This window comes from Shimia sp. Alg240-R146, from assembly GCF_947331465.1.
Lineage (GTDB): Bacteria > Pseudomonadota > Alphaproteobacteria > Rhodobacterales > Rhodobacteraceae > Shimia.
Window position 1 is genome coordinate 1 of record NZ_CAMZOK010000003.1, and the last position, 25,730, is coordinate 25,730.

Genomic DNA, 25,730 nt, shown 5'->3' on the forward strand with positions numbered 1-25,730 from the left:
TTGTGCGCCTCAGCGCCGCCGGTGAGGGGGGTTCTACGGTTAGTTCACGATACCCGCAAGCGCTTTTTTGAAGTTTTTTCAAAAAACATGCAGAACCCCTGTTTTATATGAGGTTTTTGCCTGTTTTTTGTTCTCAATGGTGCTGTTTGGAGGGCTGATCTTGAGGGTTTGTGCAGCTCTTCGAGTATGAATCAGGCCGCCAGCGTCAAAAACAGCCGAGTCACGCGCCTATTTTCCCGCGAGTCGCCCCACATTTCTTTGAATTTTTCGCCGACTCGGGTGAAATCAGCCTTCCGCGCAGCTTGGAATGGCACCAATTTGCCCGATCAGGACGACTCGCCAGTCGAATCCGACTCGCTTTCGGTGTCTGTCGACCCGTTTTGCTTGGGAGCACCCACATAGCCTGCAACGGCCTGTAGAATTCGGAAGGCCGTGGAGGCATCGTTTTCTACGACAGCCATAAATTCGCTTTCGCCCAATCTGAGGGTTTCCAGCTCCGTTTTGGCATACATGTCCAACGCACGCTTCTCTTTGCGCAACAGCGCCAGTTCGCCAACCAATGTCCCCGGCCCGGCCACCGCCACCAGATGGCTCTCCCCATCAGGCGTGTCGTACCCCAGCCCAGCTTCACCTTCGAGGATCAGATATGCGCCGTCCCCCGCGGTATCGCCCAAACGGAAGATGTACTCTCCCTCTTCGGCGCGATGCCACTGCGCGCCAAAGGCCAACAGCCGCAATTGGCGGCGCGACAGGTTGGCGAACATATCTGCGGACACCAGCGCCCGCATCTTGCGACGCAGGTCTGCACTCGCTGCGTTGTCTGTTTCTGCGACAACCACACTGCCACTGTCCTTGAGCCGCCCGTGCTCCAACTCCAGTACAATGTCGAACGCATCCCTGTCCTCAAAGTCTTCTTCGAGATAAAGAACCGTTGTGTCCGGCAACAAGTCCCGCAGGTTTGACACCACTTCCGCGCGCTGGTCATGTTCAAACGATGTCAGGCATCCGTTCAAAATCAACACATCAGGCTTCTTAATAGCGGCGCGACTGATGGAAAGTGGCTCATTGAAGGATGTGGGCAGCCCTGCCCCGCCGATACCGGACGGCACAGCATAGATCAGCTCGGCAACCTCCTGCTTCATACCGGCCTCGGCCAGCTTTTGTGCGACGACATCCCGGATCTGCTCTCCCCGCGCCCCGGCAGACGCCGAAAGCTTGCCATAGATCGCATTTTCCAGAACCGTGAGGCCCGGCGCGAACTTCTGCTCATCCAAGGGGGCGAAGTAGACCACCAGCCATTCGGCCAGCTTTTCGGCTTCATTGCGACGCAGCGCGATAATGCTGCGTTTAAGCTCTTCGGTAAAACCCGGTCCTATGCGTTCAGCCGACACCTCAAATGGCAACTCAAGCATTTGCACCAGTTCTTCACGCTCCATGTTGGCCAGGCCAACTTCACGGCTTTTGCTGACCAACCCAACTTTGCGGGTGAACACATCAGGGTTCAGTCCCAATTGCTGGAACAACGGGTGGTCGGTCCCGTCAACACCAAAGGTCTGGTTCAGCATTTCGATCACTTCGCGGGACATGCGCAGAATACCGTCTTCGATATCCAACTCGTGCAACAAATCCAGAAAGTCACCCAATCCCGCCTCTTCCACATCCTCCATCGAACGACGCGGTGTTGCAAAAAACAAGTTCGCGGCCACGGGTAATGCAGGGTTATAGAGCTCTGGGTCAAACCGGTAGTACGCCTTGTCCAGACCGGCGTCTTTCAATGCGTCCCGTATTTGCGGCCGCAACTCGATCAACGCGTGCGCAAGGTCGGCGTGATCTTTCTCTTCAAACGGTTGATCCAGACCGCGACGGAACAGGGCATTGCCCGCCCCGGTGGCGTCCATCAATTCCAGCCAAAACGCATGCACTTCGTCTTCGTCCTGCAAGCCTGCCAGCGACGGATCCACCCAGTCGGAATAGATCTTGTCCAAACTGTTGCCGGTTCTCTCGGATTCATATGCCCGTTTCTTTGCTTCAGCGTCACCAAGAGGATCAGGTTGATCAGCAATCGGTTTGCGCTTGAGGGGCATCAAAAGGTTTTGGCCAAAGGTGCCTTCAAACACGTAGGGCGATGGGTCTGCATACCCGACGCGCGTTGCCACAACTCTCTGGTGCAACTCGTTCAAATCAAATCCACCCACATCAATACTGCCGCTGACAGGCACGATTTCGCGGGTAAACAATTCGGCCACCGCCCGCCGTTCTTCTGCGTCTTGAGATTTGACGGCAACCATTGCGCCTTTCGGCAAGGTCACTGTTATGTCTTCCAACACCGTGTCGCCGTCGTGATCGCGCACAAAGACATCTTTCATCACGATGTCACCCGCCAGACGCGGAATGTCTTCCGGCTCTCCATCAAGCAAGTCTGCATCAACGATGCCCGGCGGGCTGAACCGATCGACGATCAAATCCCAACGCACCGACAAATCGGCAATGCGATTGTAATAGTTGAGCAGCTCTTTCCACGGAGACGACAGATCTTTGTAAGCCGCAAGCGCAGCAACCAAAGCGCCGAGTGACACTTGCCCGCGGATCACAAGAATACCGCCCACCAAGTAAAAGAAGAACGGCGTGAGCTGCGTGATGAAGTTGTTGAGAAACTTCATGAAGAATTTTTTGCGATAAATCGTCAATCGGATCAGAAACAAGGTGCCAAGCCGACGGGTAATCACCGACATCCGATACCGCCATCCACCATTGACCCGCATCTCCGGCGCACCGGCGGATGTCTCACCGATTTCGGCCGCCAGCATACGCACCTCTTTGATGCGATCTTTATTGTGTAGGTTGATCTGACGTTGAAGCTTGGGGATCACCCACGCTTGCAAAGGAATAAGTGCAACAGCCGCCAAGCCGAACCACAGGTTTTGCATAAACAAAAACGCCAGAATGGTGATCATCTGACCGGCCTGCATAACCGGCAAACTAACCGCATCCCCCATCATACCGCCCATAGGCTCGGCTTCGGCCGTGATCATTGAAACCAATTCACCCTGCGACGTGCGCCGCAGGTATGGCTGCGGGAAACGCGTTATCCGGCCAATCAGTGTATAGCGGAACCGGCGTAGCATCCGTTCCGACAACACACCCTTCATGGTGTTGATGCGCATCTTCATCAGGCCATGCGCCAGCACGGCCAAAAGAAAGCCGACGCTCAGCAGAACCAGAAAGGCCTCCTGGTTCATCTCGTAGTCAAAAACGTCGATGACACTTTGGCCGGCGTCGATCGCATCGTTGATGATCCGCTTGGGCAGCTCGAGCGTTAGGAACTGCAACGGAAACAAGCACGCCGTCAGCGCCAACAGAACCATCTGGTCGCGTTTTGAGTACTTCCAAATAAAGGAAAATAGTGTGCGTTCGATAACTTGTTCCCCCGCTGGGAGCCGACACGCGGCCCTCCCGCCCGTTCAGAAGGATGCTAGCAACGAAAGCTTTGACATTTCAAACGGTTTCTTGCGACGCTGCGACACCGGACAAACGCCGGATTTGCGGAGTCGCAGGTCTGACGTTAGTCTCGGAACACGAGGACTAGCATGGGGCGCGGTCGATGGACGACCTTTATATGGTGTTGCTGCTGATTGCGGCGCTGCAGATCAAACATCTGATTGCGGATTTCTTTTTGCAAACCAGAACGATGATCATGGGGCGCGAGCAGTATTGGCATATGGGCCGCGCGCAGCACGCGGGCATTCACGTCGTGGGCACCCTTGGTGTCCTTGCCATGTTTGGCACCCCGCCTGCCGTCCTTATTGCTGTGGTGGTCGGCGAATTCATCGTGCATTTCCACATCGACTGGGCCAAAGCCCGCTACTCAGTGAATCGGAACCTGCAACCGGATCAACCGCTTTACTGGTACGCCATGGGCACAGACCAAGCTCTGCATCAGTTGACCTATCTGGCGATCGTTTGGGTTTTGATTGGCGCTTAGGTTCAGGCAACGCCCGAACTAGGCAACACCGCGAATATCCGAAATCGCAGCAATCATATTGCCCTCAGTCACACAGAAAACACGGGCTTGCTGCCATGCGCCCGCTGGCCCGCGCGGCACAAGGACAAGACGTGTCGCCTCATCAACGGGCACTGGCGCCATAAACCGTGTTTTCATTTCTGCAGCGTCCTGAATGCCCGCGGCCTTTTGATAGGCTGCCTCAATTAAAGCGCAAAGCAACATGCCAGGAACGACGGGCCCGACCAATCCCGCGGCTTTGGCAGCCAGAACGTCAACATGGATTGGATTGGCATCATGCGCCAAAGCGACATAGGCCCCCACGGCCGTCGCACTCAAAGGTAGGGTCGTCTCTACGATCGCATCATCGGTTGCCATTCGCGCCGCAAACTTCGCGCCCTTGAGCTGGCTCATCTGATCCACGGATACAAACCGCAAACGGGTTTCCATCTCGGAACTCAGTTCATTGCCCAATGTCAGTCGAAACGTGAACTTCGCCGTCTCCTCTGAGGTGTCTTGCGAAATAGAGACCTCAGAAGGTCCACTGTGCGTCGCACTCGCCGCGCGCCAAAACCTCTGAGTTTCGTGCACCACGGATTTATCGGGTGGCGGCAGCATCGCGTCGCGCACAGCTTTCATGTCTGGAGCGCCCAACATCAACGCGGGCGTCATAAGCGACAATTCAGTTGGGTGCCCATTCAACAGATCGGACACCAACGTGGACAAGTTCCGAACAGCGTCGACGGATAAATCAGGAAGCGCGCCCAAAGACCGAAAGGAAGATGTATCAGCCATATGCCTTGGCAATCAGCGTCGCGTTTATCCCGCCAAACGCCAAAGAGTTGGACATCACCGCTTGCGTTTGAATGGGCTGCTTTGTGTTGGCCACGGGATCAAGGTTGATCTTGGGGTCAACCTCATTGAAGTTGATCGTCGGTGGTGCCAACTGGGCCTGCAGCGCACCAATCGCCGTAATCAGCTCTAACGCCCCAGCCGCGCCCAACGCATGCCCATGCACCGGCTTCGTCGACGAGATTTTGACCGTATCAAACGCGTTGCCAAACACCTCCCGCAAAGCGGTGATTTCGTTGACGTCATTGGCCACCGTGCCCGTGCCATGCGCATTCACATATCCAATGTCGGAAGGTGCAAGGCCTGCGGCCTTAAGCGCTTGGCGCATGCAGGCAACAGCCCGGTCCGCGTTTGGACGCAAAAGGTCCTTAGCGTCCGAGTTTGTACCATAGCCGACAAGCTCGCAAATAATCGGCGCGCCGCGTGCTGTTGCACTTTCTAGCGTTTCCAGCACCAAAATGCCGGAACCTTCGCCAAGCGTCATTCCGTTGCGGTCTTTGCTAAATGGGCGGTTGGCGTCAGCGGTCATCACGCGCAGCAATTCCCACACCCGAAAGACGCCGCTTTCCAGACAGGCTTCCGACCCGCCGGCAAGGCACCGGTCAACTTGCCCCAACGCCACCATCTGCCATGCCATCCCTATGGATTGGCTTGCCGACGAACAGGCCGTAGCAAGACACAGCGCCGGGCCGGTCGCGCCAAACTCCATGGATACCCAGCTTGCTGCCGCGTTGTTCATGATCTTCGGTACGGACATAGGGTCCAGCCGCATACTGCCTTCGACGGAAAACTTCATGTAATTGCGGTTCAGCGTTTGCGCCCCGCCAAAACCTGACCCGATTGACACGCCACAAGCATCGCCAAAATGCTCGGCCTCCAATCCCGCGTGCGCAACCGCTTCGCGGGCCGCCATCAAAGCATAATTGGCCACCGGATCGCGCATGCGATTGGCGCATTGCGCTTCCACAGAGGCCAAATCCGCGTCCGACAAACGCGCTGCGGTGTTGACACGCTGCACATCCAAATCATCAAAAGATATTGATTTCACACCGGAATTTCCGGCTTGCGTGGCTTCGATCAGCGCTTGCGCGCCGAGGCCGCAGGCGGAGACCGCGCCCATGCCGGTGACGACGACTCGGTGCATATCAGGCCGCCTGATGTTCTTCGATCTTGGAGATCGCAAGGTTAAGCAGATCGCCGACGGTTTCCACATCCGTCAACTCATTGTCTACCGAGATATAGGCGCCCCATTTCTCTTCGATCGCCATCAGGATCATGACAAAATCGGCGGACTGGATGTCCAGATCCTCAAGCCGCTTTTCCGGTGTAATTTCAGACAGATCTACCATGCCTTCCTGCGCGACCATTTCCATCAATTCTTTGGTCAGCGTCTCGCGATCCGTGCTCATGAGTGTCCTTCCGGCAAGTTCAATCTTTAAAATTCCGCACCAACAATCGGCCGGACTTAGCGTGACTCTAAGTGGCAAATGCAAAAGTTTCCAGACGGAACTTGGCGGCACATGCCGCCAAAAACCCTTGTCTGCATTGCGTGGGTAATGCGTCGGTATTGCGTCGGTTTTTTGTGCAGCCGTAAAAAAGGCCTCACATGCCTTGATCGACCGGCTCGATCACCGGCCCGCCGCCGTCTACCCAGTCTTGAAACCCACCCAAATTGTGGACCTCAGCAAAGCCCATATCCCTGAGCAGCTTTCCGGCCAGCGCGGCGCGCCCGCCAGAGGCGCAATGCAGGATCACGGGGCGGTCCTTGCGCAGTTCGGGATCATGAAACGGCGTTGCGGCATCTGCCCGAAATTCCAGCATGCCGCGCGGGATGTGATGGCTGCCCTCGGCGCGGCCATTGGCCTGAAGCTCGGGCGCATCGCGCACATCCAGCAACAGCGCGCCTTGGGCCATCTTGGCCTGCGCATCAGCTGCGGAGATTTTCGGAACAACCGCATGGGCGGCTTGCAGAAGGTCGGCGGCGGTGATGGACATGGCTCTCTCCTATGGTGGTTGGTGATAGCCTAGGACACATGCCACTTTTTGCAAGTCAAACGCAGAGAAGGCGTCAGGGGCTCGGACATTAAGGAGAGGAAGCCCCTCCAAGTCCGCGGACCTGACGCCTTCGTGGAATGTTCACACCGCCGAGCTTTCCCAAGCAGGTTTCCCCAGACAGGTCCCCTCGATGGCATTTCCATTCGCTGCTCAGGCAAACCGGGCGATCCTCGAGAGGGGCCATCTCATCTGCCGTTGCTGCGGGATACAAATCCTGTGACATCCACCCCAGCCCAAAGGTTGCCCCCGCGCCCGGATCTCGTCCCAAAACTTGCTCCCCCCTACCGATGGTTCGGGTTGCCCCGCCTCACCGGCCTACCGCGCTGGTTTTATGCGCTGCCTTCCCGCCTCGGGTTGATGTGGTTTGCCCAAAGGGCGCCCCCAATCTCTTCGCGACGTTTCGGCCAGCGTTCCGATGTCCTCAACACGTCGCCAGTTCGGTGTAACCTATCCCGGCGCCGCTCCGACCTCGAAAGACCTTCGCGTCCCGCTTGGAGCCAGTTGACTGTGTCTCACGACCCCTTGCGTTGGCTTAACGTTGGGTCAGGAGGGCTGAGTCGGGCAAGGGATTTTTGCTTGAGGCTGTGGGCAGGTGAGTGGGCAAGCCTGTGGATAAGATGTGGGGCGAGTGGGGATGGGTCGGGAAAAGGATTTTGGGAGGGGGAGTTGTGGGAGGATGGAAGTTTTTTGTGGCTTGAGAGCTAGCTTTCAGGCCACGCGAAAGCAAAACCTTCCACAGACAATTAGTACAACAAAATCGAAAGGCTTGATCGTTCCAAAGTAGTTACCCAGACCCAAAGTACGCCAACCCGCCAAAAAGTGCGCCAGCCAACCCAGCCAATAAAGCAAATATCGGCATCCAGTTGGTCAACATTGAGGCCCAAACAACCCTCCAAGCTTGCCCACGAGCAATCTTTAGAATTCCCTTTACGTTAAGAAATGTCTCCGAAAACTCCTGATTTGCTTGGTTGTCAATCCTACTCGCGTAGTCTTGCTTCAGACTACGAAATGGCTCAAACTCTTCTCCTCGGAGTTCACGATGCGGCAGGAAAATCACCCGAAACAAACGGTCATCAAGGCTTATCCTTCTCGGAATCGCGCTGAAATTGACGAGAGTCGCGCTCAAATGCCCGTCATACCCAGGATCGACAATGCCTGTGTTCAAACACAGAATCCCCTCTTGCGTAAGCGACGTGACCAGCGTGGCGAGACCAGTAACATCGCTGGGCAAGGTCAACCTCTGGCTCGACAAAACAGTCACCATGTGACTGGGCTGAAGTATAAACTGATTTAGTCCCCTTGCACCTGCCTCGCGGTCCTCGCCCATAGGAAAGATTTGCCCAACTGTTAAGTCCAAGGTTGAGTTCTTCAGCTTGATCTGATCTTTCGGTGCCACAAGCCCAAGTTCTGTAATTTTTTCGCGGACAATCAGCATGAGCCCCCCTCTTAAACCATTAGTTGTGTCAGGCGATACTAACCACAGCGATAAGCAGATCAAGTGGGACAATCGCTTCCTTGAACTTTGCGAGCTGTTGGCAAGTTGGAGCGAAGATCCTTCACGCAAAGTTGGAGCGGTTATTGTTGGCAGCGCCCACACTATCCTAAGCACCGGCTACAATGGGCTGCCTAGAGGTATTTCTCATTTGGACGAGAGCCGCTTAAGCCGAGAAGAGGGAAAAAAGTACCATTGGATTGAGCACGCTGAGAGAAATGCGATCTATAACGCCGTGCGAAACGGAGTTACTCTCGACGGTGCTACTATGTACGCAAGTCTATTCCCTTGTTCCGACTGCGCTCGAGGTATTATTCAAAGCGGGATTTCGACACTTGTCACTCGCGGCATCCCAAAGAACGAAATCCGGTTTGCGCAGAGCATGGCGACTTCAATTGAGATGTTTCAAGAAGCGAAGGTACATCTGAGGTTATACGAGTAGAATTTTCGGTCGTCTTTGATACATCGATTTCGTTTTGTTGAACTCAAACCCATAGTTTGCGCATTTGCGCGATTTTGCAACGCCGCACATATCGCAACACTGTGGATTTTCGGACAGGGTAGCGCCAAACGGAGAGCCGCCCTCGGGGTCGGGCGCGATCCTATCGGTGTGGCGATGCGGATGGGTTTGGGAAAAGAGAAAGGCCGCTCGTAGGAGCGGCCCTTTGGTTTTTTGGGGCGAGCGTTGTGCGCCTTAAATTCCGGGGCGGGCACGCGTTTTGGCTTTGCCAAAAAGCTTTCGCCCGCTCACACTCGAAAATGGACTAGTCGTCCATTTTGAGTGCGGAAATAAACGCTTCCTGCGGGATATCCACGCGGCCAAACTGGCGCATCTTCTTCTTACCGGCCTTCTGCTTGTCCAACAGCTTCCGCTTCCGCGTGGCGTCGCCGCCGTAGCATTTCGCGGTCACGTCTTTGCGCAGGGCCGAAAGCGTTTCGCGGGCAATCACCTTGCCGCCAATCGCCGCCTGGATCGGGATTTTGAACATGTGGCGCGGGATCAGCGTCTTGAGCTTTTCACACATCGCGCGGCCACGCTGCTCAGCCCGGTCGCGGTGCACCATCATCGACAGCGCATCCACAGGTTCGTCATTCACCAGCACCGACATCTTCACAAGGTTGTCTTCTCGGTAGTCTTCCATCTGGTAATCAAAGGACGCGTAGCCCTTGGTCACCGATTTCAGACGGTCGTAGAAGTCAAACACCACCTCGTTCAGCGGCAGGTCATAGACGCACATCGCGCGCGAGCCGGCATAGGTCAGATCAAGCTGGATGCCGCGGCGGTCCTGGCAGAGTTTCAGCACATCGCCGAGGTAGTCGTCGGGCACCAGAATGGTCGCTTTGATGCGCGGCTCTTCGATGTGGTCGACTTTGGACATGTCGGGCATGTCGGCAGGGTTGTGCAGGTCGATTTTCTCGCCGACCTCGTTGTCCTTGCCCTTCATATAGACGTGATAGATCACCGACGGCGCGGTGGTGATCAGCTCGATATTGTATTCACGCTCGATCCGGTCGCGGATGACTTCGAGGTGCAACAAGCCCAAGAAGCCGCAGCGGAAGCCAAAGCCAAGCGCGGCGGAGGTTTCCATCTCAAAGCTGAAAGATGCGTCGTTGAGCGCCAGTTTGTCGATGGCGTCGCGCAGATCTTCGAATTCGGCGGAGTCCACAGGGAAGAGGCCACAGAACACCACAGGCTGCGCGGGCTTAAAGCCGTCGAGTGCATCTTCGGTGCCGTTGCGGTCATTGGTGATGGTGTCACCGACGCGGGTGTCGCGGACCTGTTTGATCGAGGCGGTCAGGAAGCCGATTTCGCCCGGGCCCAAGCTGTCGACCATTTGCATTTCGGGGCGGAAAACGCCAACGCGGTCCACAGAATGCAACGTGCCATTGGACATGAATTTGACGCGCTGGCCCTTTTTCAGGGTGCCATCCATGATCCGCACAAGAACGATCACACCGAGATAAGCGTCATACCAGCTGTCCACCAGCATCGCCTTGAGCGGCGCATCCAACGTGCCTGTGGGGGCTGGCAGGTCGTGGACGATGGATTCCAGCGTTTCGTGGATACCTTGACCGGTTTTGGCGGAGACCTGAATGGCGCCGGTGGCCTCAATCCCAATAACATCTTCAATCTGTTCGGCGACGCGGTCACAGTCAGAGGCTGGCAGGTCGATCTTGTTCAGGACGGGCACGATCTCGTGGTCGGCTTCCATCGCGTGATACACGTTGGCGAGCGTTTGCGCCTCGACGCCTTGGGAGCTGTCGACCACCAGAAGCGAGCCTTCGACCGCACGCATTGAGCGGGAGACTTCGTAGGCGAAATCGACGTGACCGGGGGTGTCGATGAGGTTGAGAATATAAGTCTCACCATCGTCCGCCTTGTAGTCGATGCGCACCGTGTTGGCCTTGATCGTGATGCCACGCTCGCGCTCGATGTCCATGCTGTCGAGCAGCTGTTCCTTCATATCGCGGTCCTTCACCGTGCCGGTCTCTTGGATGAGCCGGTCAGCAAGGGTGGATTTGCCGTGGTCAATGTGAGCCACGATGGAGAAATTGCGGATTTTGGACAGATCGGTCATGGATCGGGATATGCGCACAAAAGCCCATGCGGTCAAGGCGCGTTAAGGTGGGTAAGCGATGAATTGATAGGCATTGCATACACGCAGAGGCCCTGCGCCGCAGTTTATGAACAAATAATTCATGAATCTGTGGCCGAATCTGTTTTGGTGGGGGCCATGACCGCTGGGGAGGGTCACATGGCACTATGGGGAAAGGCGCTTGCTGTGCAGCGCAAGGGTTTGGATTTTCGCAAATCCACAGAGGTGCCTGAGGGCTACCTTGTCAAAATTGGACGCGAAGTGGTGCGAAACCTCGGGCTTTTTGCTGCTCTGGTGGTTTTGGGGCTGATGGTCTTGCCGCCTGCGGAACACCTGCGTGCAGATGAGGCGGTTGATGGCATGCCACAGGTGGTGTCGATTGTGGTCCAACCTTTGGCCGGCACTCTGGACGTCAACTCAAAGGACTGAGCAGTCCACGGTGCGCGACTTAAGGCAACGCGGTTTTTGGTCGTTGTCCGGATCTGTGATAAGAACAGTCATTGTTTTCTTATTTGAGATTTTGACATGGCTCTTATTGCATCAAATGCGCCTGAGTTGTCTGGCGTATCTTTCGACCCCGAGTATTTTTCCGAGGACACTTTGCGGGCGTTGTTTTCTGGCGCCGAACCGGAACCTCTTCGGGAGCCGGATTTTCCGTTCCTAGACCTGATCGACACCGGCGCGGATCGAGAAGCCGCCATCAACGCTGTGCGAAGCGCCTTTGTTTCCGGCGCATTTCTCGAAGAAGAGTTTGGCGCCTATCAAGCGTCGATCGAAGCGCCGTTGGACCGCGCGGCATTGTTTGAGGAAGTCGCAGCCGCACAGCGCGCCCTGCCCCGTGTCGAAGACATTGTTACGCGGCTGGATGCAGACAACGCAGGTCTTTCCGACGTTCTCGAACTGATTGAAACCAACAACACAATGGAGCTTTGGGTCGAAGGCGAGGTGCGGGTTCAAATGCCGTTGGCGCTTGGACAGGACAAGAACTTTGGCAAAGTGGTGCTTTTGGTCAAGCTGGCGTTGGATGTGATGTCGCTGGTGTTTGCCTTGCTCGATGTGCCTGTCACACTGGGCAACAAATGGGCGGATCAAATCACCCATAAACTGGACAAATGGCGCGATTGGCTGACATCGGCCAAACGGCAGTTCGCATACTTTGAGAACGCCTACACCATCTATCAAGCCGCGATGGCCAAATCCGCTGCCAATGACGCAGATCCAGAGACCGGCACGGCACGGGGCAAGTCGCAAAAGGCCAAGGCCATTGCCGCCGCGTCGGTCGAGTTTGCCGGTGCTTTGTTCAACATGCTCAAGTTTCTTGTCAAAAAGGGCTGGGAGATCCTCAAGCTTGTGGTCAAATTCATCTTTAGCAACTGGCGCAAAGTCCTTAAGGCGCTGGCGCAGGTCACCTTGGCAGTGCTTGAGTGGGTGGCTGCCGGGGTCTACAAGACAGCGGAAGCCTTGGCCAAAGCGGTGCTTTGTGCATTTGCAGTGCTGGAAGATTTCGCTAAGTGGAACAAGCTTTACGGGTAGCGGTGCGCTGACAATATTTCCGCCCGCCTCTTGAAGCGGGCGTCTTGCGCACCGAGATTCTGGGCAGGACAAGAGGGACACGGCAAAATTGCCGATCCAAGGTTTGGTGAGGACCAGCAATATGCGGCGGCGTTTGACGACATTGATGTGCGCCGATCTTGTTGGCTATTCCGCCCTCATGGGCGAGAATGAGGCGTTGGCAGTGGCCAGCGTGCAGGAGTTGCGCAAAAAACATCTGGAACCGGTTGCCGCGACCCATGGTGGTGAGGTGCTCAAACGTATGGGCGACGGGTGGATTCTGTCCTTTCCCGGTGTTGAGGCCGCGCTGGATTGCGCCGAGGAAGTACAAAGCAGCCTTGCAGAACATGAGGTCATCAAGCTGCGCATCGGCTGTCACATTGGCGAGATCGTCGAGGATGAAGCGGATTTTTATGGCAACGGCGTCAATATTGCCCAGCGCATTGAGACCGAAGCGCCTCCGGGCGGTGCCATGTTCTCCGAAGACCTGTTCCGCCAACTGTCTGAGTCTCGTCAAAAAGAGCTGAATGATGTCGGGGTGTTCAACCTCAAAAACATCGCCAAACCCATTCGCCTGTATCAATGGCGGCCGGCCAACTTGACCACAGCGCCAAATGCGGGCGATTTGCCGTCCGTTGGGTTTGAGAGTTTTGCCGCCGCACCGGATACACCAGAGATCGCCGCGATCGCGCAGGATCTACATGACGGGTTGGTGCATCTGTCTTTCAAACGCACCGGTGTGACCACCGTAGATGCGGACAGCCTTGAAACCACGCCCCCGATCTATCTGATCCGCGGCAGGTTGCGGGTGTCCGGCGCGCGGGCGCGGTTCTCCCTGTCGCTTATCCTGCGAGAAGACATGAGCACCCTGTGGACCGGCACCTATGAAGGCGACCCGACCGATCCCTTTGCCTTTGTCGACACGCTTATGCCCCGGATGGAAGGCGACGTGCGCATTCAGACGATTTCACGGGACGGCGACAGGATGGCGCATCTGAGCATCAACCAGCTGAGCGTGTCGGAGTTGCGCGCCCGTGCCGCCTCGAAGTTTTTCAAACAGTCGATCGCAAGCTGGGAAGAGGGATTTGAGGCGTTGGACCGTGCAGTCCTGCTGAGCCCAGGTGACGGCATGTCACTGGCGATGCGGGCCCAAAGCCAGCTGAACCTGTGGTCCGTGAAATTCGCTGAAGGAGATCCGCAAGCGCTGGCTGAGATGGCGGCCGAACTCGACCTGGCTGTCGAGGAATGTCCAACAAGTGACTTTGTGTTCTGGGCGCGCGGGGCCTATCGGCTCAAGGTGCAGCGCGATCTGGCAGGCACAGCGTCTGATATCGCCCGGTCCCGCGAGATCAATCCGAATTTCATCGGCGTTGTCGATCTGATCGCCCAGAAAGCGTTTCTTGAGGGAAATTATGAGGCCGCTGCCGACGCTTTGTCGGTCTATGAGGAAATGGGCAGCGCAGATCCGTTCCGCGTCAATCGCCTGTGTTTCAATGCGCGGGTGTTCCTTGGCGCCGGACAATTTGACAAGGCTCATGACGAAGCGTGTCAGGCAGCAGACCTGCGTCCGACAGATCGTGGATTACAATTGTTGAAGGCGCTTGCCTGTGAAAAGGCGCAAGACTTGGCCGGTTTGGATGCGGCGCGAAAAGCGGCGGCAAGCTTGCCCAAAGTGCCGTCTGTGTCGATCAATCGACTGGCCTTGCCAGATGATCTGGAATGGCTCAACGCAGCTTTGCACCCCGAAGCAGAGCCGGTTTGATCCAGTCAGTCTTTTTGTATACGCCGTGCAGCTAGCCAACTCAGGGCGGCCATGACCGAGGCCGTGAAAAGACACAATGACAAACCGCCGATCTGGTAGCTTACCCCTGACAACAACGTGCCAATGAGCCGACCGGCAGCGTTGGACATGTAATAAAAGCCCACATCCATGGTCACACGTTCATCAGAGGTGAACGCGAGGATCAGATAGCTGTGCACGGCTGAATTTACCGCAAAGATAAAGCCGAACACCAACAGGCCAATGATCAGGATGGATGTAAGCGTCAGCGACGTGTCCAACATCAGAACGGCACCGGTCAGAACCAAAGGCACCAGCGTCAGATACCCGACCCAGTTGATGGCTTTGGCGGTGATTTCGTCCGTAGTGGCGCTGGCCGCTTTGAGAATGCGCGGGGCGTTGCCTTGGACCGCGCCGTAAAAGATGATCCAGACCGCCATAAAGATGCCGATGATAAAGAAAGCCTCACGGCGACCCTCGGCGGTGCCATCTGACAGGACTGCGTTGAAATACACGGGGATGCCGACCACAAACCAGACATCGCGCGCGCCAAACAGGAACATGCGGGCAAGGCTCAGGCGGTTGACGTTTTTGTCCTTGGAGAAGACCTGCGAGAATTTGGCCTTTTTGGACCCTTGCGGCAGGCCAGAGGGCATAAAGATCACGACGCCGACAAGGATCACCACAAGGATGATCGCCATGCCCCAGACCGAGGCTTGAAAGCCCCAGATCGCCAAGAGCGCTGCGCCGAGGAAAAAGCCGCAGCCTTTGACGGCGTTTTTGGACCCCGTCAGCAGCGCCACCCAGCGAAACAGGCCGCCGTCTTCTTTGGGGGCGAGCAGTTTGACCGCTGATTTGGACGACATTTTTGACAGATCTTTGGCGACGCCCGACGCGCCCTGCACGCACATCACAAAAATCACCGAGGCAGTGATGCCCCACGCGGGATCAAGCTGTGCCAACGCGATCAGCGCGAGGATTTGGATCGTGAGCCCCGCATAAAGCGTTGAGGTCAGTCCGAAACGCGCGGCGATCCAACCCGCCGACAGGTTGGTGACGATGCCCATGACCTCATACAGCAGAAACAGATAGGCCAGCTGAATGGGCGAGAAGCCCAGACCGTTGAAATGCAACAGAACCAGCATCCGGAGCGCGCCGTCGGTGAGCATGAAGGCCCAGTAGGCGGCAGTGACAGTGACGTATGCAGCAAGGCCGTCGGGCTTTGGATCGGGCGTGTTGATCTGTGTGTCGGTCATCAAATTCACTCAGGGGCGCGTCCGACCTCGGGAGGAAGCGAAGCGCCCTCCCATTGGGGAGGTCGGGCGCGGCCCGTGCCTGGGGCACGGGCCACAAAACTCAGAGGCTGGCGAGCACCATTCGGGTCACGTCGGCCAAGCGGAAAGCATAACCCCACTCGTTGTCATACCACGCATAGATTTTGACGTGTTTGCCGTTCACCACACGGGTCGACAGCGCGTCCACAATGGTCGAGCGGTCGTCGTTGGTGAAATCGCAACTGACCAACGGACGGGTTTCATAACCCAGAATTCCGTCCAATTCGCCAGCGGCGGCCTCGGCAAAGAAGCCGTTAACCTCCTCCACGGTGGTTTCGCGGCCGACGTCAAACACGATGTCCGTCAGGGACGCATTAAGAAGCGGCACGCGCACAGCGGTGCCGTCGATTTTGCCTTCCATATCGGGGAAAATCTGGATGATGGCTTTGGCCGAACCGGTGGTGGTCGGGATCAGAGAGTTCAACGCTGACCGCGCGCGGCGCGGGTCTTTGTGGGCTTTGTCGACAATCACCTGTGTGTTGGTCACATCGTGGATTGTGGTAAAGCTGGCCTGCTCAATGCCAAGCTTCTCGCGCATCACTTTGACCACCGGCGCGATGCAGTTGGTGGTACAAGACGCGGCGGTCACAACCTTGTGGGTCGCGGCGTCATAAATGGCGTCGTTCACACCCATGACAATATTGGCGACATCGTCTTCCTTGACGGGTGCAGAGACCACGACCTTTTTCACGCCAGCGTCAAAATAGGGCTGCAGCTTGGCGTTGGATTTGAACGCGCCGGTGCAGTCCACCACTATCTCCACGCCCAATTCCGCAAGCGGCAAGTCTTCGAGCTTCCACGCGGCGGTTTTACGCATTTTATGCCCGTCGATGGTGATGCTGTCGGCATCAAACGCGAAATCGGCCCGCCAACGGCCATGCACGGTGTCAAATTCCAGCAGATGCGCATGCAGTTCGGCGTCACCCACCGGATCGTTCAGCAATACGATTTCGGCATCAATGCCAAGATCAAAGAAGCTGCGCATTACCAATTTACCCATACGGCCAAGGCCGTTGATTGCGATTTTGGTCATAAGGTGCGGTCCTTTAGGTTTGTGTGGGGAACCAGCCGCGCGTGCGGTTGGCAAATGCGACAAGACTGAGCATCACTGGCACTTCGACCAGAACACCCACAACAGTGGCCAGCGCAGCACCCGAGCCCAATCCAAAGAGCGAGATCGCCACTGCAACGGCAAGTTCAAAGAAGTTCGACGTCCCGATCAAAGCACAGGGCGCGGCGACCTCAAACGGAACTTTCCACAGTTTTGCGGCACCATAGGCAATGAAGAAGATACCATAGGTCTGGATCATTAACGGAACCGCGATCAGCACAATATTGAGCGGTTGCGACAGGATCACCTGCGCTTGAAATCCAAAGAGCAGCACCACGGTTAGCAACAGTCCACCCACTGAAGCAGGTCGCAGAGTGTTGCGGAAGGCGTCAACCGCGGCTTCCCCGCCCTGCCCCATCAAGCGTTTGCGGGTGATGTAGCCAGCCACCAACGGCAGCAAGATATACAAAACCACCGACAGGATCAGCGTTTCCCAAGGCACCGTGATGTCGGTCACACCCAATAAAAACGCGACAATCGGCGCGAAAGCAAAAACCATGATGATGTCATTTACGCTGACCTGCACCAATGTGTAGTTCGCATCGCCCCGAACCAAGTTGGACCAGACAAACACCATCGCCGTACAGGGCGCAGCCCCCAACAAGATCACACCGGCGAGGTATTCGCTGGCAGTCTGAGGGTCGATCCAGGGCGCAAAGATATACTCAAAGAACAGCACACCCAAAGCGGCCATGCTGAAAGGTTTGATCAGCCAATTCACCACGACCGTGATCACCAAACCCTTGGGCTTGCGGCCAACATCAGACAGCGCACCAAAGTCGATGCCAATCATCATCGGATAAACCATCGCCCAGATCAGAATGGCGACCGGCAAGTTGACCGACGCCATTTCAAAGCCGGCCAACCACGCAAAAACACCAGGAAATACACTTCCGAGCAACAACCCCGCACCGATGGCAATGGCCACCCAAAGCGACAGCAACCGTTCAAATGTACCAAGACCCGCCTCTGCTTGAGCCGCGTGATCAGTCATTGGCTTTCCCCATCTGAAGGCGAATGGCGGCTAGAAGATCCTCGCCATTGTCGCGTCCGATTTTATCAAGGTCTTTTTTGAGGGCGATGCGGTCAAGTCCATCAACCGGAAGGTTTGCAAAAATCGAAATTCGGTTGCGCAGCATGCGATATGTTTCCGAAAAAGCGACCCGTTTTTCGGCGTCTGTGCCCTCAAAACTCGCCGGATCCGGCAGCCCCCAATGCGCCGACATCGGTTGTCCCGGCCATGCGGGGCATTCTTCGGCAGCGGTTTGGTCACAAACCGTAAACACGAAATCCATCTGAGGCGCATCTGGCGCGGCGAAATCTTCCCAGCCCTTAGATCTCGCAAAAGACGTGTCGTGGTTAAGACCACTTAAAAGTTCAAGCGTATAGGGGTGCGGTTCGCTGCGCGGCTTTGAGCCCGCTGAAAACGCTTTAAAACGCCCGTTCCCTTCGCGCTGCATTATGGCCTCGGCCATCAGTGAGCGCGCCGAATTTCCGGTACAGAGAAACAATACATTGTAGATTTTGCCTGCCATTGCCTTGGCTCCTTACAGACTTAGCACGTCAAGTTTTCGATCAGCGGTCGGCACAGGTCCGGTCGGCCGCCACAACAGTCTTCCAACAAATATCCCAGCAGGCCCTGCAGCCCTGAGGTATTCGCGAAATAGCGGATCGCCCGTCCTTCGCGTTGGTTTTTGACCAGCTTCGCATGCAACAGCACCGAAAGATTGGCCGACAACGTGTTCTGTTTCACGTCGAGTGTTTCAGCGATCTCTCCGGCGACAAGACCTGTATCTCCCGCCTCGATCAAAAGGCGGAACACATCCAGTCGGGTTTCCTGACTAAGCGCTGCAAAAGCGGAAAGGGCATCTGTCTTATCCATACTTCACGAATTATGGATAAATAGAGAGAACCGCAAGAGCCTTTTCGCGCTTCGCGGTGAAAGTTTCATGACAATATCGAAAAGGATTTAGCGCGCGACGCCGTCAAAAACATCCAGCGGACGCCCCTCAAGCATGGTTTCCATGGCGAAATAACCGGTCACGGTGTCCAATTCATACCCCGTGGTAAGGCGTTGATAGACCGCGTCGTAGCCGGACATGCCTGTGGTTACAATTTTGAGCATATAGTCCCAATCGCCGCCAATGCGGTGCATTTCAATGACCTGAGGGATCAGCGCAACGTGTTTGCGAAACCCTTCGGCCCAGTCCATCGAATGGTTACGTGTGCGCACCATAACAAACACCGTCAAATCCAGCCCAAGCTTCGCTGCATCAACCTGCATATGACTGCCTTGCAAGACACCACTGTCTTCCAACCGCTTTAGCCGCCGCCAAAGCGCATTCTGCGACAGGCCGACCTGTTCCCCCAGAGCACGCTGAGACAACGAGGCGTCCCGTTGCAGGAAATCCAGAATGCGTCGATCAATACTGTCAAATTTTTCATTCATTTCGATCATGTGACACAAAATTTTGGAAGATTCCATATCAAATGGGTGAAGTTTCTTTGCCAAACAGCGCCTATCTTTGCCTCACCACTTAGGAACGGTCGCGCTTGGCGACCAAAAACACTGGATAGAACGATGCCAAAACAGATCGATGCATTTGACAAATTTGCAGCAACGCTGAGGGCTGCGACGCCTTCAGCTCATGACGCTCTGTGCCGGGGGGTGATTGGCTCGAATATCCAGATGGAGGGTCCGTTTGGCTCGCAGCGGTTGATTTATGCCGATTATGTTGCGTCCGGACGGGCCCTTCGCCAAGTGGAGGACTTCGTGATGGAAGAGGTGTTGCCGTTTTATGCCAACACCCACACCAAAGCCTCATTCTGCGGTGCTAAAATGACGACCATGCGCGAGGCGGCACGGGAGACTGTGGCACGGCTGTGTGGTGCCAATCGGGACGATCACGCTGTGATCTTTTCAGGAAGCGGCGCCACTACCGGTCTGAACCAGTTGGTGCATCTTTGGAATGTCCGCCCCGGAGATACCGTTCTGGTCGGCCCCTATGAACATCATTCCAATCTGTTGCCATGGCGCGAAAGTGGCGCATTGGTGGTGGAAATCCCCGAGGGCGTCGAAGCGGGCCCTGACCTTGATGCCTTGCAATCAGAACTCGACAAATACACAGAACGTGGTCGCGTGTTTGTCTCGATGAGCGCAGCCGCAAATGTCACAGGCGTCATCACAGACGTTGCTGATGTGACGCGGATTGCAAAAGCGGCCGGAGCAAAAGTTGTGTGGGACTACGCAGGTGGCGGACCTTACCTTAAGATGCAAATGTCGCCCGAGACACAGGTAAACATCGACGCGTTGGTGTTTTCTCCGCACAAATTCGTCGGCGGGCCCGGCGCAAGTGGCGTACTGATCCTGCGCCGCGACACGGTACAAGCCAATGTGCCCTACCGCCCTGGCGGCGGCACTGTGGCGTTTGTGAACGCGCATCAGCACGACTATGTCGCCTCGCTGGAACAGCGCGAAGAGGGTGGAACACCCAATGTGATTGGCGATATCCGCGCCGCGCTTGCGTTGATTGTAAAAGACGTGATCGGGCAAGAGTTTATGAACGCACGCAACGCAGAGCTGACGGCGAAAGCGTTTTCCGCATGGAAAGACCATGCCCACGTCCGCCTTTTGGCGGCGGACCGCCACGAGAGGTTACCGATCCTATCATTTGTGCCAGTGGACAGCACCGGCCAGCGCATTGACCACAATGCGTTCACCACCGCGCTGTCGGATCGCTACGGCATTCAAGCGCGCGGCGGCTGTTCTTGTGCGGGTCCTTATGTGCACCACCTGTTGGCGATTGCAGATACCGACAGTCGTCGCATTCGGGACAATATCGTGTTGGGCGATGGGTCGAAAAAGCCGGGATTTGTGCGGCTGAATCTCAGCGTTCTGATGGATGAGGACACTGTAGATTTCGTCCTGAACTCCGTGGCTGATCTGGCACAAAACTGGGATCGGCTGGGATCAGCTGCTGCCTAAAGACGGGTGTCACGATAGCGGAAGGCGCCACTGCCACGTGCGATCACTTCACCGGTCTCATCTGTAATGGTGCCTTCGGCAAAGAAGGTGCGCTTGCCGCCGCCTGTGCGCCACCCTTCGGCAATCAACCCTTGCCCCTTGGGGCGGCTGAGGAAGTTGGTGGTCAGCGACAAGGTGAGCGCCAACTTCTTGTGGTTGGGATCGCCGGTAAAGCATCCGCCAAACCCCATGACTGTGTCCAAAAGCGTCGCATAGATGCCGCCGTGCGGAATGCCAGCGCGGTTCATCAAATGCGGCGCCAATGGCAGTTCCAGCCGCGCGTAATCCGTGTCCCAATGGGTCAGTTTGAAGCCGAGGTGCTTTTGCAACTCGTAAGGCGCCTCATCAAGCGCGGGATCAAGCGGGGCGTGGGTCATATGGCACTCCGATTCGGAACTATGGCGTCAGCCGGGTCGCGCGCCCACATATGCAGACGCGCGGTTGTGCGTTCAGACTGCGCTGAGGCCGCCGTCGATGGCAATCGCCTGACCGGTCATAAAGCTGTTTTCCGGCGCGTTGATCCACAACATCGCCTGAACGACCTCTTCGGGTTTGGATACACGGCCCATCGGCACGCGGCTGGCGATGTGGGTATAAGCATCCTCGCGCGATAGGCCCGAGCGTTCGCCGACGATGTCCGCCATGCCTTCGACCATCGGTGTGGCCGAGAAGGACGGGCAAAGTGCGTTGATACGGATGCCGCGTTTGGCGTTCTCGTCTGCGACAGCTTTGGTCAGGCCAACCACGGCGTGCTTGGCAGCCGCATAAAGCGACAGGTGCCCTGCTCCCATCAATCCGGCGGCAGAAGCCGTGTTCAGGATCGCACCTTCGCCATGGGCCTGCATAAGCGGGATCTGATATTTCATACAGAGAAACACCCCTTTGGCGTTCACATCCATCATCAGATCGAAATCTTCGGTGGTCAGATAGTGCATCGGGCGCACGTCGTGGCCAATGCCCGCGTTATTGATACCTACGTGAATGGTGCCAAAAGCGGCCGCGATATTGTCGACATGCGCTTTGACCTGCGCCTCGTCTGCAACGTTGACCACATCGGCGACAACCTCAAAGCCTTGCGCCCGCAGGGCATCGGCAACTTCACCGAGCTTTTCACCGTTCACGTCCGACAGGCCAAGTTTTGCACCTTGGTCGGCAAATTTCTGGGCCGCCATTGCGCCAAAGCCACTTGCGGCTCCGGTGATCATCACCACTTTGTCTTGATACATTTTATCCACGTTTTGCGGCCTCCAAGCCTGCTGATGCGAACAGCGGCACGGCGCCGCCCAATCGTTTTGCCCGTTCCGGATCGGACGCATTGCCGTCCAGAGCGCGTTTTTTCACGCCTTGAATGATCCCGGCCATGCGGAAGAAGCAAAAGGCGAGGTAGAAACCAAAGTTCTTGATCCCCGGCAGGCCCATGCGTTTGCAATATGCAGCGACGAATTCCTCATCGGTCGGCAAGCCAAGCGAAGCACGATCCACACCGGCCAAACCGCGGCCTTCATTCCCGGGTGGCATCTGCCATTGCATGATGACGGCGGCCAGATCGGCATAAGGATGCCCGATGGTCGAAAGTTCCCAATCCAGCACTGCAACAACGTTTTCACCGTCTTTGGAGAACAGCATGTTGTCGATGCGATAGTCGCCATGCACCAGCGTGCGCTTGCCGTCATCGGCTGGAATATTGTCATTCAGCCAATCCGCCAGTGCGTCCATCTGCGGCACGCTTTCGGTCTCAGAGGCCTTGTATTGTTTGGTCCAGCGCCCGACTTGGCGTTCGAAATAATTGCCCTCGGGGCCGTAATCCGACAGGCCCACAGCATTGATATCAACAGAATGGATTGCAGCCAGAACACGGCCCATTTCATTGATCACTGCACCGCGTTGTTCATTGGTCAACTCTTGCAGGCGCGGGTCGTCAAAGTTGCGACCTTCGACGTAATCCATCACGTAAAACGCCGAACCGATCACGTCATCGTCTTCGCACAAAAGGTGCATTTTTGCGACCGGAACATCAGAACCTGCCAGCGCCTTTTGTACGCGAAATTCTCGGTCCACGGCGTGCGCGGATTTCAGCAAAACCCCTGGCGGCTTGCGGCGCAGCACGTATTGGCCGGATGGCGCATCCAGACGGAAGGTCGGATTGGATTGCCCGACGTTGAATTTGGTGGTCACCGAGGGGCCTTTATAGCCCTCAAGGTTGTCCGAAAGCCAGCGGTCTACTGCCACTGTGTCCAAGGTTGTCGCGTCCATAAAGTCCTCCCGATGTCGAGTGCCGTTCGACTTAGCTATAAGTCAGCATCTCGCCTTCGTTGTCCGCATCTATGTGCGGCGTCTCGTTAAATCCGTTCAGCCATGTCTGACCTTTTGCCAACACAAACCGCGCCACGGCGCAGTTTTTGACCTGCAATTGCAGTAAGATCATCTGCTCGGCTGGGGCCTGCATCACATCTGCCACGGTGCGCCCGATCGCGCCGCCAGAACTGACGGCGATAGGGGCTTTGGCACCAGACGCCGCGATGATTTCACGCGCCTCCCGCACTCGCTGGGAGAAAGCCGCAAACGTTTCCGGCGGATTGGCGATTTCGTCGTTTTGCCATTCCAGCACTGTATCACGAAGAATACGGAAATGTGTTTTGCGATCGCTGTTAAGATCCGCGGGCTTGTCGTCACGCGCGGCAAATCGCGCTTCAAGCAAGCCGCCGAAATCAAATTCGTTCCACCCAGGCAAAACCACCGGCGTGATCCCGGTTTGAAGGGCACTTTCAATGCCTTCCCAAGTTTGGCGATGACGCTTTTGCGCACCGATGAACACAGCGTCCGGCGTCACGCCCTGCTGTTTCAATGCAGCGCCCAGCGCAGCGGATTGCCGGTGGCCCAACTCTGACAGGTTGTCATAATCGGCCGCGCCAAAGCTGGCCTGTGCGTGGCGCACAAGGTGAAACATCTGGCTCATGCCATGCGGTCCTGAAGACGGGTCCAAGCGGCGTTATATTCCCACTCCAATCGGTCCACCAAGTCGGCAGTCGGCACCACGTCTTTGACCGCGCCAATACCTTGACCCGACCCCCAGATGGTTTTCCAAGCCTTAGGTTTTTCGCGGTCGTCTCCGAAGTTCATGGTTTTGACGTCGCCTTGCGGCAGGTTGTCGGGGTCCATGCCCGCATTGGCAACAGACCCTTTGAGGTAGTTGCCTGCGACGCCCGTGAACAGCGAGCTGTAGACAATGTCGTCTGCGCCGCTCTTGACGATCATCTCTTTGTAGTCCTGCTGTGCGTTGGCCTCTTCTGTGGCAATGAACGGCGTGCCGATATAGCCGAGGTCTGCGCCCATGGCCTGCGCTGCCAAAAGAGAGGCACCAGTGCCGATTGAACCCGACAGCAACAGTGGTCCTTCAAACCACTCGCGAATTTCACTGATCAGCGCCAGCGGGCTTTGCGGACCAGCATGGCCCCCAGCGCCAGCGGCAACCGCGATCAGGCCATCGGCGCCTTTCTCGATGGCTTTCTTGGCAAAGCGGTTGTTGATGATGTCGTGCAGCGCGATGCCGCCGCAGTCATGCGCGGCATCGTTGACCTCAACCCGTGCACCAAGCGACGTGATCCAGATTGGCACTTTGTGTTTGTGGCAAAGTTCGATGTCGCGCTCCAGTCGGGTGTTGGACCGGTGCACGATCTGGTTGACCGCAAAAGGCGCAGCGGGCGAGTCGGGGTTCTCCTGATTGTGACGGTCGAGTTCTTCGCTGATTTGCGTCAGCCACGTGTCCAGCAACGGATGTTCACCCTCACCTTCGCGCGCGTTCAGCGCAGGAAAGCTGCCGATAATACCGGCCTTACACTGGGCAATCACCAATTCTGGCACCGAGATGATAAAAAGGGGAGAGGCAACCGCGGGGATACGCAGACCCTGAAGCGCTTTAGGCAGATGGCTGTCACCGGACATGAAAAACTCCTGTTGTTGATTGGCAGGATAAGGCAGTGCGCCGTGTGCTCAAGCAAGAGCGTGCGAAAGTAACATGACGTCACATTGCGCTGTGTCAGGACCGGCGCGCCAGAAACCGGCGGATGCGGCACGCAACATCAGCGGGCTGTTGGTGCAATATCCAATGATCTGCACCCGCCACTTCCTCGATGGTAAGATCGTCGCAATAGTCTTGGAGGCCGTCGTAGCTTTCCGGCAGGAGCGCGCTGTCATTCATTCCCCAAAGCAGCAGATGTGGCATGCTCACCCGCAGGGCGTCCTTGGGCAAGTCCGGCAACTCTTCTGGCGGGACCGGTTGTCCGGGTTTCGCGAGTTTCAAGGGCGAGGCGCGATACCAGTTGAGCATCGCACGCACCCCATCTACATCCCCCCACGCCCGACGATAGGCCTCTCGGCGGGCGGATGTCATCCAGCTCATGTCCATGTCTTTGTTGAAGATTTCAAAAATCGCAGCGTGATTGTCGGCCACGAGGTCATGTTCTTTGCCCGGGGAGCGCAAGTCAGCGATATACTGGCTCGCCACAGTTTGCGCCCCGCCTGCGGCCATGGCACGTTGGAACGGCCCCGGGTGCACGCCATTGGCAATTATCAGATTGGACACCAAAGCGGGGTGGCGAAACGCCAAACCATAAGCAACGGCCGAGCCCCAATCATGGCCAACCACAGCGGCAGCGGGCGCATCAGGACTGTAGTGGGCAATCACGGCAGCCGCGTCCTGCAACAAAGCGGGCAAGACATAGTCTTTGACCGTCTGTGGTTTCCAGCTTGCACCGAAACCGCGTTGATCGGGCGCGACACACAGAAAATCCTCCGCCAGATGCGGAATCAGGTCTGCGAATGCGCCAGAGTATTCGGGAAATCCGTGCAGGAACAACAGCAGCGGTGCGCCTGCCTCCCCGGCCACCAGCATGTTGAACTGCTGGCCGGAGATCATCAGTGTTTCGGTGCGCATG

At 56.5% G+C, this 25,730-nt stretch carries 25 protein-coding genes; 6 read left to right on the plus strand and 19 right to left on the minus strand.

Going from position 1 to position 25,730, the window contains the following annotated elements:
• Window positions 1-326: 326 nt before the first annotated feature.
• Complete coding sequence (locus tag PG871_RS15630; protein ID WP_270730940.1) at window positions 327-3,365, minus strand: cyclic nucleotide-binding domain-containing protein; 3,039 nt, start codon at window positions 3,363-3,365, stop codon at window positions 327-329.
• 236 nt (window positions 3,366-3,601) lie between these two features.
• Here PG871_RS15630 and PG871_RS15635 point away from each other — a divergent pair, with 236 nt between their 5' ends.
• Window positions 3,602-3,982, plus strand: a complete 381-nt coding sequence (locus PG871_RS15635) for a DUF3307 domain-containing protein (protein WP_270730941.1) — start codon at window positions 3,602-3,604, stop codon at window positions 3,980-3,982.
• An 18-nt stretch (window positions 3,983-4,000) separates the two neighbouring features.
• On the opposite strand, the gene PG871_RS15640 is transcribed toward PG871_RS15635, so the two are convergent.
• The 5 genes from PG871_RS15640 to PG871_RS15660 all read right to left on the minus strand — a co-directional run bounded on the left by PG871_RS15640 (window position 4,001) and on the right by PG871_RS15660 (window position 8,342).
• On the minus strand, window positions 4,001-4,795 hold the full coding sequence (locus tag PG871_RS15640) for a MaoC family dehydratase (protein WP_270730942.1): 795 nt from the start codon (window positions 4,793-4,795) through the stop codon (window positions 4,001-4,003).
• Window positions 4,788-5,996: a beta-ketoacyl-[acyl-carrier-protein] synthase family protein gene (locus tag PG871_RS15645; protein ID WP_270730944.1), complete on the minus strand. Its 1,209-nt coding sequence runs from the start codon at window positions 5,994-5,996 to the stop codon at window positions 4,788-4,790. Before PG871_RS15645 ends, PG871_RS15640 begins: the two co-directional genes overlap by 8 nt.
• 1 nt (window position 5,997) lies before the next feature.
• Window positions 5,998-6,261 (minus strand): phosphopantetheine-binding protein, encoded by a 264-nt coding sequence (locus tag PG871_RS15650; RefSeq protein WP_054002916.1) that lies wholly within the window; start codon window positions 6,259-6,261, stop codon window positions 5,998-6,000.
• Between the two features lie 193 nt (window positions 6,262-6,454).
• Complete coding sequence (locus PG871_RS15655; RefSeq protein ID WP_270730946.1) at window positions 6,455-6,847, minus strand: rhodanese-like domain-containing protein; 393 nt, start codon at window positions 6,845-6,847, stop codon at window positions 6,455-6,457.
• A gap of 844 nt (window positions 6,848-7,691) precedes the next feature.
• Entirely contained in the window at window positions 7,692-8,342 is a 651-nt protein-coding gene (locus PG871_RS15660; RefSeq protein WP_270730947.1) for a dCTP deaminase domain-containing protein, read from the minus strand.
• On the opposite strand from PG871_RS15660, the gene PG871_RS15665 reads away from it, so the two are divergent.
• Complete coding sequence (locus PG871_RS15665; RefSeq protein WP_270730949.1) at window positions 8,341-8,841, plus strand: deoxycytidylate deaminase; 501 nt, start codon at window positions 8,341-8,343, stop codon at window positions 8,839-8,841. The two genes, PG871_RS15660 and PG871_RS15665, sit on opposite strands and share 2 nt — an antisense overlap.
• Before the next feature lie 322 nt (window positions 8,842-9,163).
• Here the strand turns inward: PG871_RS15665 and lepA are convergent, their stop codons facing one another.
• Window positions 9,164-10,978 (minus strand): translation elongation factor 4, encoded by a 1,815-nt coding sequence (gene lepA / locus PG871_RS15670; protein WP_270730950.1) that lies wholly within the window; start codon window positions 10,976-10,978, stop codon window positions 9,164-9,166.
• 177 nt (window positions 10,979-11,155) lie between these two features.
• On the opposite strand from lepA, the gene PG871_RS15675 reads away from it, so the two are divergent.
• From PG871_RS15675 to PG871_RS15685, 3 genes are all read left to right on the plus strand, one after another.
• A complete protein-coding gene (locus PG871_RS15675; RefSeq protein ID WP_270730952.1) occupies window positions 11,156-11,425 on the plus strand; it encodes a hypothetical protein in 270 nt (89 codons plus the stop codon).
• Between the two features lie 96 nt (window positions 11,426-11,521).
• A complete protein-coding gene (locus PG871_RS15680) occupies window positions 11,522-12,529 on the plus strand; it encodes a hypothetical protein (protein WP_270730953.1) in 1,008 nt (335 codons plus the stop codon).
• Window positions 12,530-12,650: 121 nt separating this feature from the next.
• Complete coding sequence (locus PG871_RS15685) at window positions 12,651-14,309, plus strand: adenylate/guanylate cyclase domain-containing protein (protein WP_270730954.1); 1,659 nt, start codon at window positions 12,651-12,653, stop codon at window positions 14,307-14,309.
• Between the two features lie 5 nt (window positions 14,310-14,314).
• Here PG871_RS15685 and arsJ read toward each other — a convergent pair whose 3' ends face one another.
• From arsJ to PG871_RS15715, 6 genes are all read right to left on the minus strand, one after another.
• Window positions 14,315-15,583 carry an organoarsenical effux MFS transporter ArsJ gene (gene arsJ / locus PG871_RS15690; protein WP_270730956.1) on the minus strand — a complete coding sequence of 423 codons (1,269 nt, stop codon included), beginning with the start codon at window positions 15,581-15,583 and terminating at the stop codon, window positions 14,315-14,317.
• Between the two features lie 100 nt (window positions 15,584-15,683).
• The gene (locus PG871_RS15695; RefSeq protein WP_270730958.1) at window positions 15,684-16,694 is read right to left on the minus strand and encodes an ArsJ-associated glyceraldehyde-3-phosphate dehydrogenase; all 1,011 of its coding nucleotides are present in this window, start codon (window positions 16,692-16,694) and stop codon (window positions 15,684-15,686) included.
• Between the two features lie 13 nt (window positions 16,695-16,707).
• On the minus strand, window positions 16,708-17,766 hold the full coding sequence (gene arsB / locus PG871_RS15700) for an ACR3 family arsenite efflux transporter (protein WP_270730959.1): 1,059 nt from the start codon (window positions 17,764-17,766) through the stop codon (window positions 16,708-16,710).
• Window positions 17,759-18,307 (minus strand): arsenate reductase ArsC, encoded by a 549-nt coding sequence (locus tag PG871_RS15705; protein WP_270730963.1) that lies wholly within the window; start codon window positions 18,305-18,307, stop codon window positions 17,759-17,761. The genes arsB and PG871_RS15705 overlap by 8 nt, the downstream gene beginning before the upstream one ends.
• 20 nt (window positions 18,308-18,327) lie before the next feature.
• A complete protein-coding gene (locus tag PG871_RS15710; protein WP_270730965.1) occupies window positions 18,328-18,654 on the minus strand; it encodes an ArsR/SmtB family transcription factor in 327 nt (108 codons plus the stop codon).
• An 87-nt stretch (window positions 18,655-18,741) separates the two neighbouring features.
• A complete protein-coding gene (locus tag PG871_RS15715; protein WP_270732705.1) occupies window positions 18,742-19,221 on the minus strand; it encodes an Lrp/AsnC family transcriptional regulator in 480 nt (159 codons plus the stop codon).
• A gap of 132 nt (window positions 19,222-19,353) precedes the next feature.
• Here PG871_RS15715 and PG871_RS15720 point away from each other — a divergent pair, with 132 nt between their 5' ends.
• Window positions 19,354-20,757, plus strand: coding sequence for an aminotransferase class V-fold PLP-dependent enzyme (locus PG871_RS15720; RefSeq protein WP_270730966.1), 1,404 nt, complete (start codon window positions 19,354-19,356; stop codon window positions 20,755-20,757).
• Here the strand turns inward: PG871_RS15720 and PG871_RS15725 are convergent.
• The 6 genes from PG871_RS15725 to PG871_RS15750 all read right to left on the minus strand — a co-directional run bounded on the left by PG871_RS15725 (window position 20,754) and on the right by PG871_RS15750 (window position 25,729).
• Window positions 20,754-21,173 carry a PaaI family thioesterase gene (locus PG871_RS15725; protein WP_270730968.1) on the minus strand — a complete coding sequence of 140 codons (420 nt, stop codon included), beginning with the start codon at window positions 21,171-21,173 and terminating at the stop codon, window positions 20,754-20,756. The two genes, PG871_RS15720 and PG871_RS15725, sit on opposite strands and share 4 nt — an antisense overlap.
• Window positions 21,174-21,245: 72 nt before the next feature.
• Window positions 21,246-22,022, minus strand: a complete 777-nt coding sequence (locus PG871_RS15730; RefSeq protein WP_270732709.1) for an SDR family NAD(P)-dependent oxidoreductase — start codon at window positions 22,020-22,022, stop codon at window positions 21,246-21,248.
• A 1-nt stretch (window position 22,023) separates the two neighbouring features.
• Window positions 22,024-23,049: a phosphotransferase family protein gene (locus PG871_RS15735; RefSeq protein WP_270730969.1), complete on the minus strand. Its 1,026-nt coding sequence runs from the start codon at window positions 23,047-23,049 to the stop codon at window positions 22,024-22,026.
• Window positions 23,050-23,080: 31 nt separating this feature from the next.
• Window positions 23,081-23,752: a histidine phosphatase family protein gene (locus PG871_RS15740; RefSeq protein ID WP_270730971.1), complete on the minus strand. Its 672-nt coding sequence runs from the start codon at window positions 23,750-23,752 to the stop codon at window positions 23,081-23,083.
• Window positions 23,749-24,738, minus strand: a complete 990-nt coding sequence (locus PG871_RS15745) for an NAD(P)H-dependent flavin oxidoreductase (protein WP_270730973.1) — start codon at window positions 24,736-24,738, stop codon at window positions 23,749-23,751. Before PG871_RS15745 ends, PG871_RS15740 begins: the two co-directional genes overlap by 4 nt.
• Before the next feature lie 94 nt (window positions 24,739-24,832).
• Window positions 24,833-25,729: an alpha/beta fold hydrolase gene (locus PG871_RS15750; protein ID WP_270730975.1), complete on the minus strand. Its 897-nt coding sequence runs from the start codon at window positions 25,727-25,729 to the stop codon at window positions 24,833-24,835.
• Window position 25,730 lies beyond the last annotated feature (1 nt).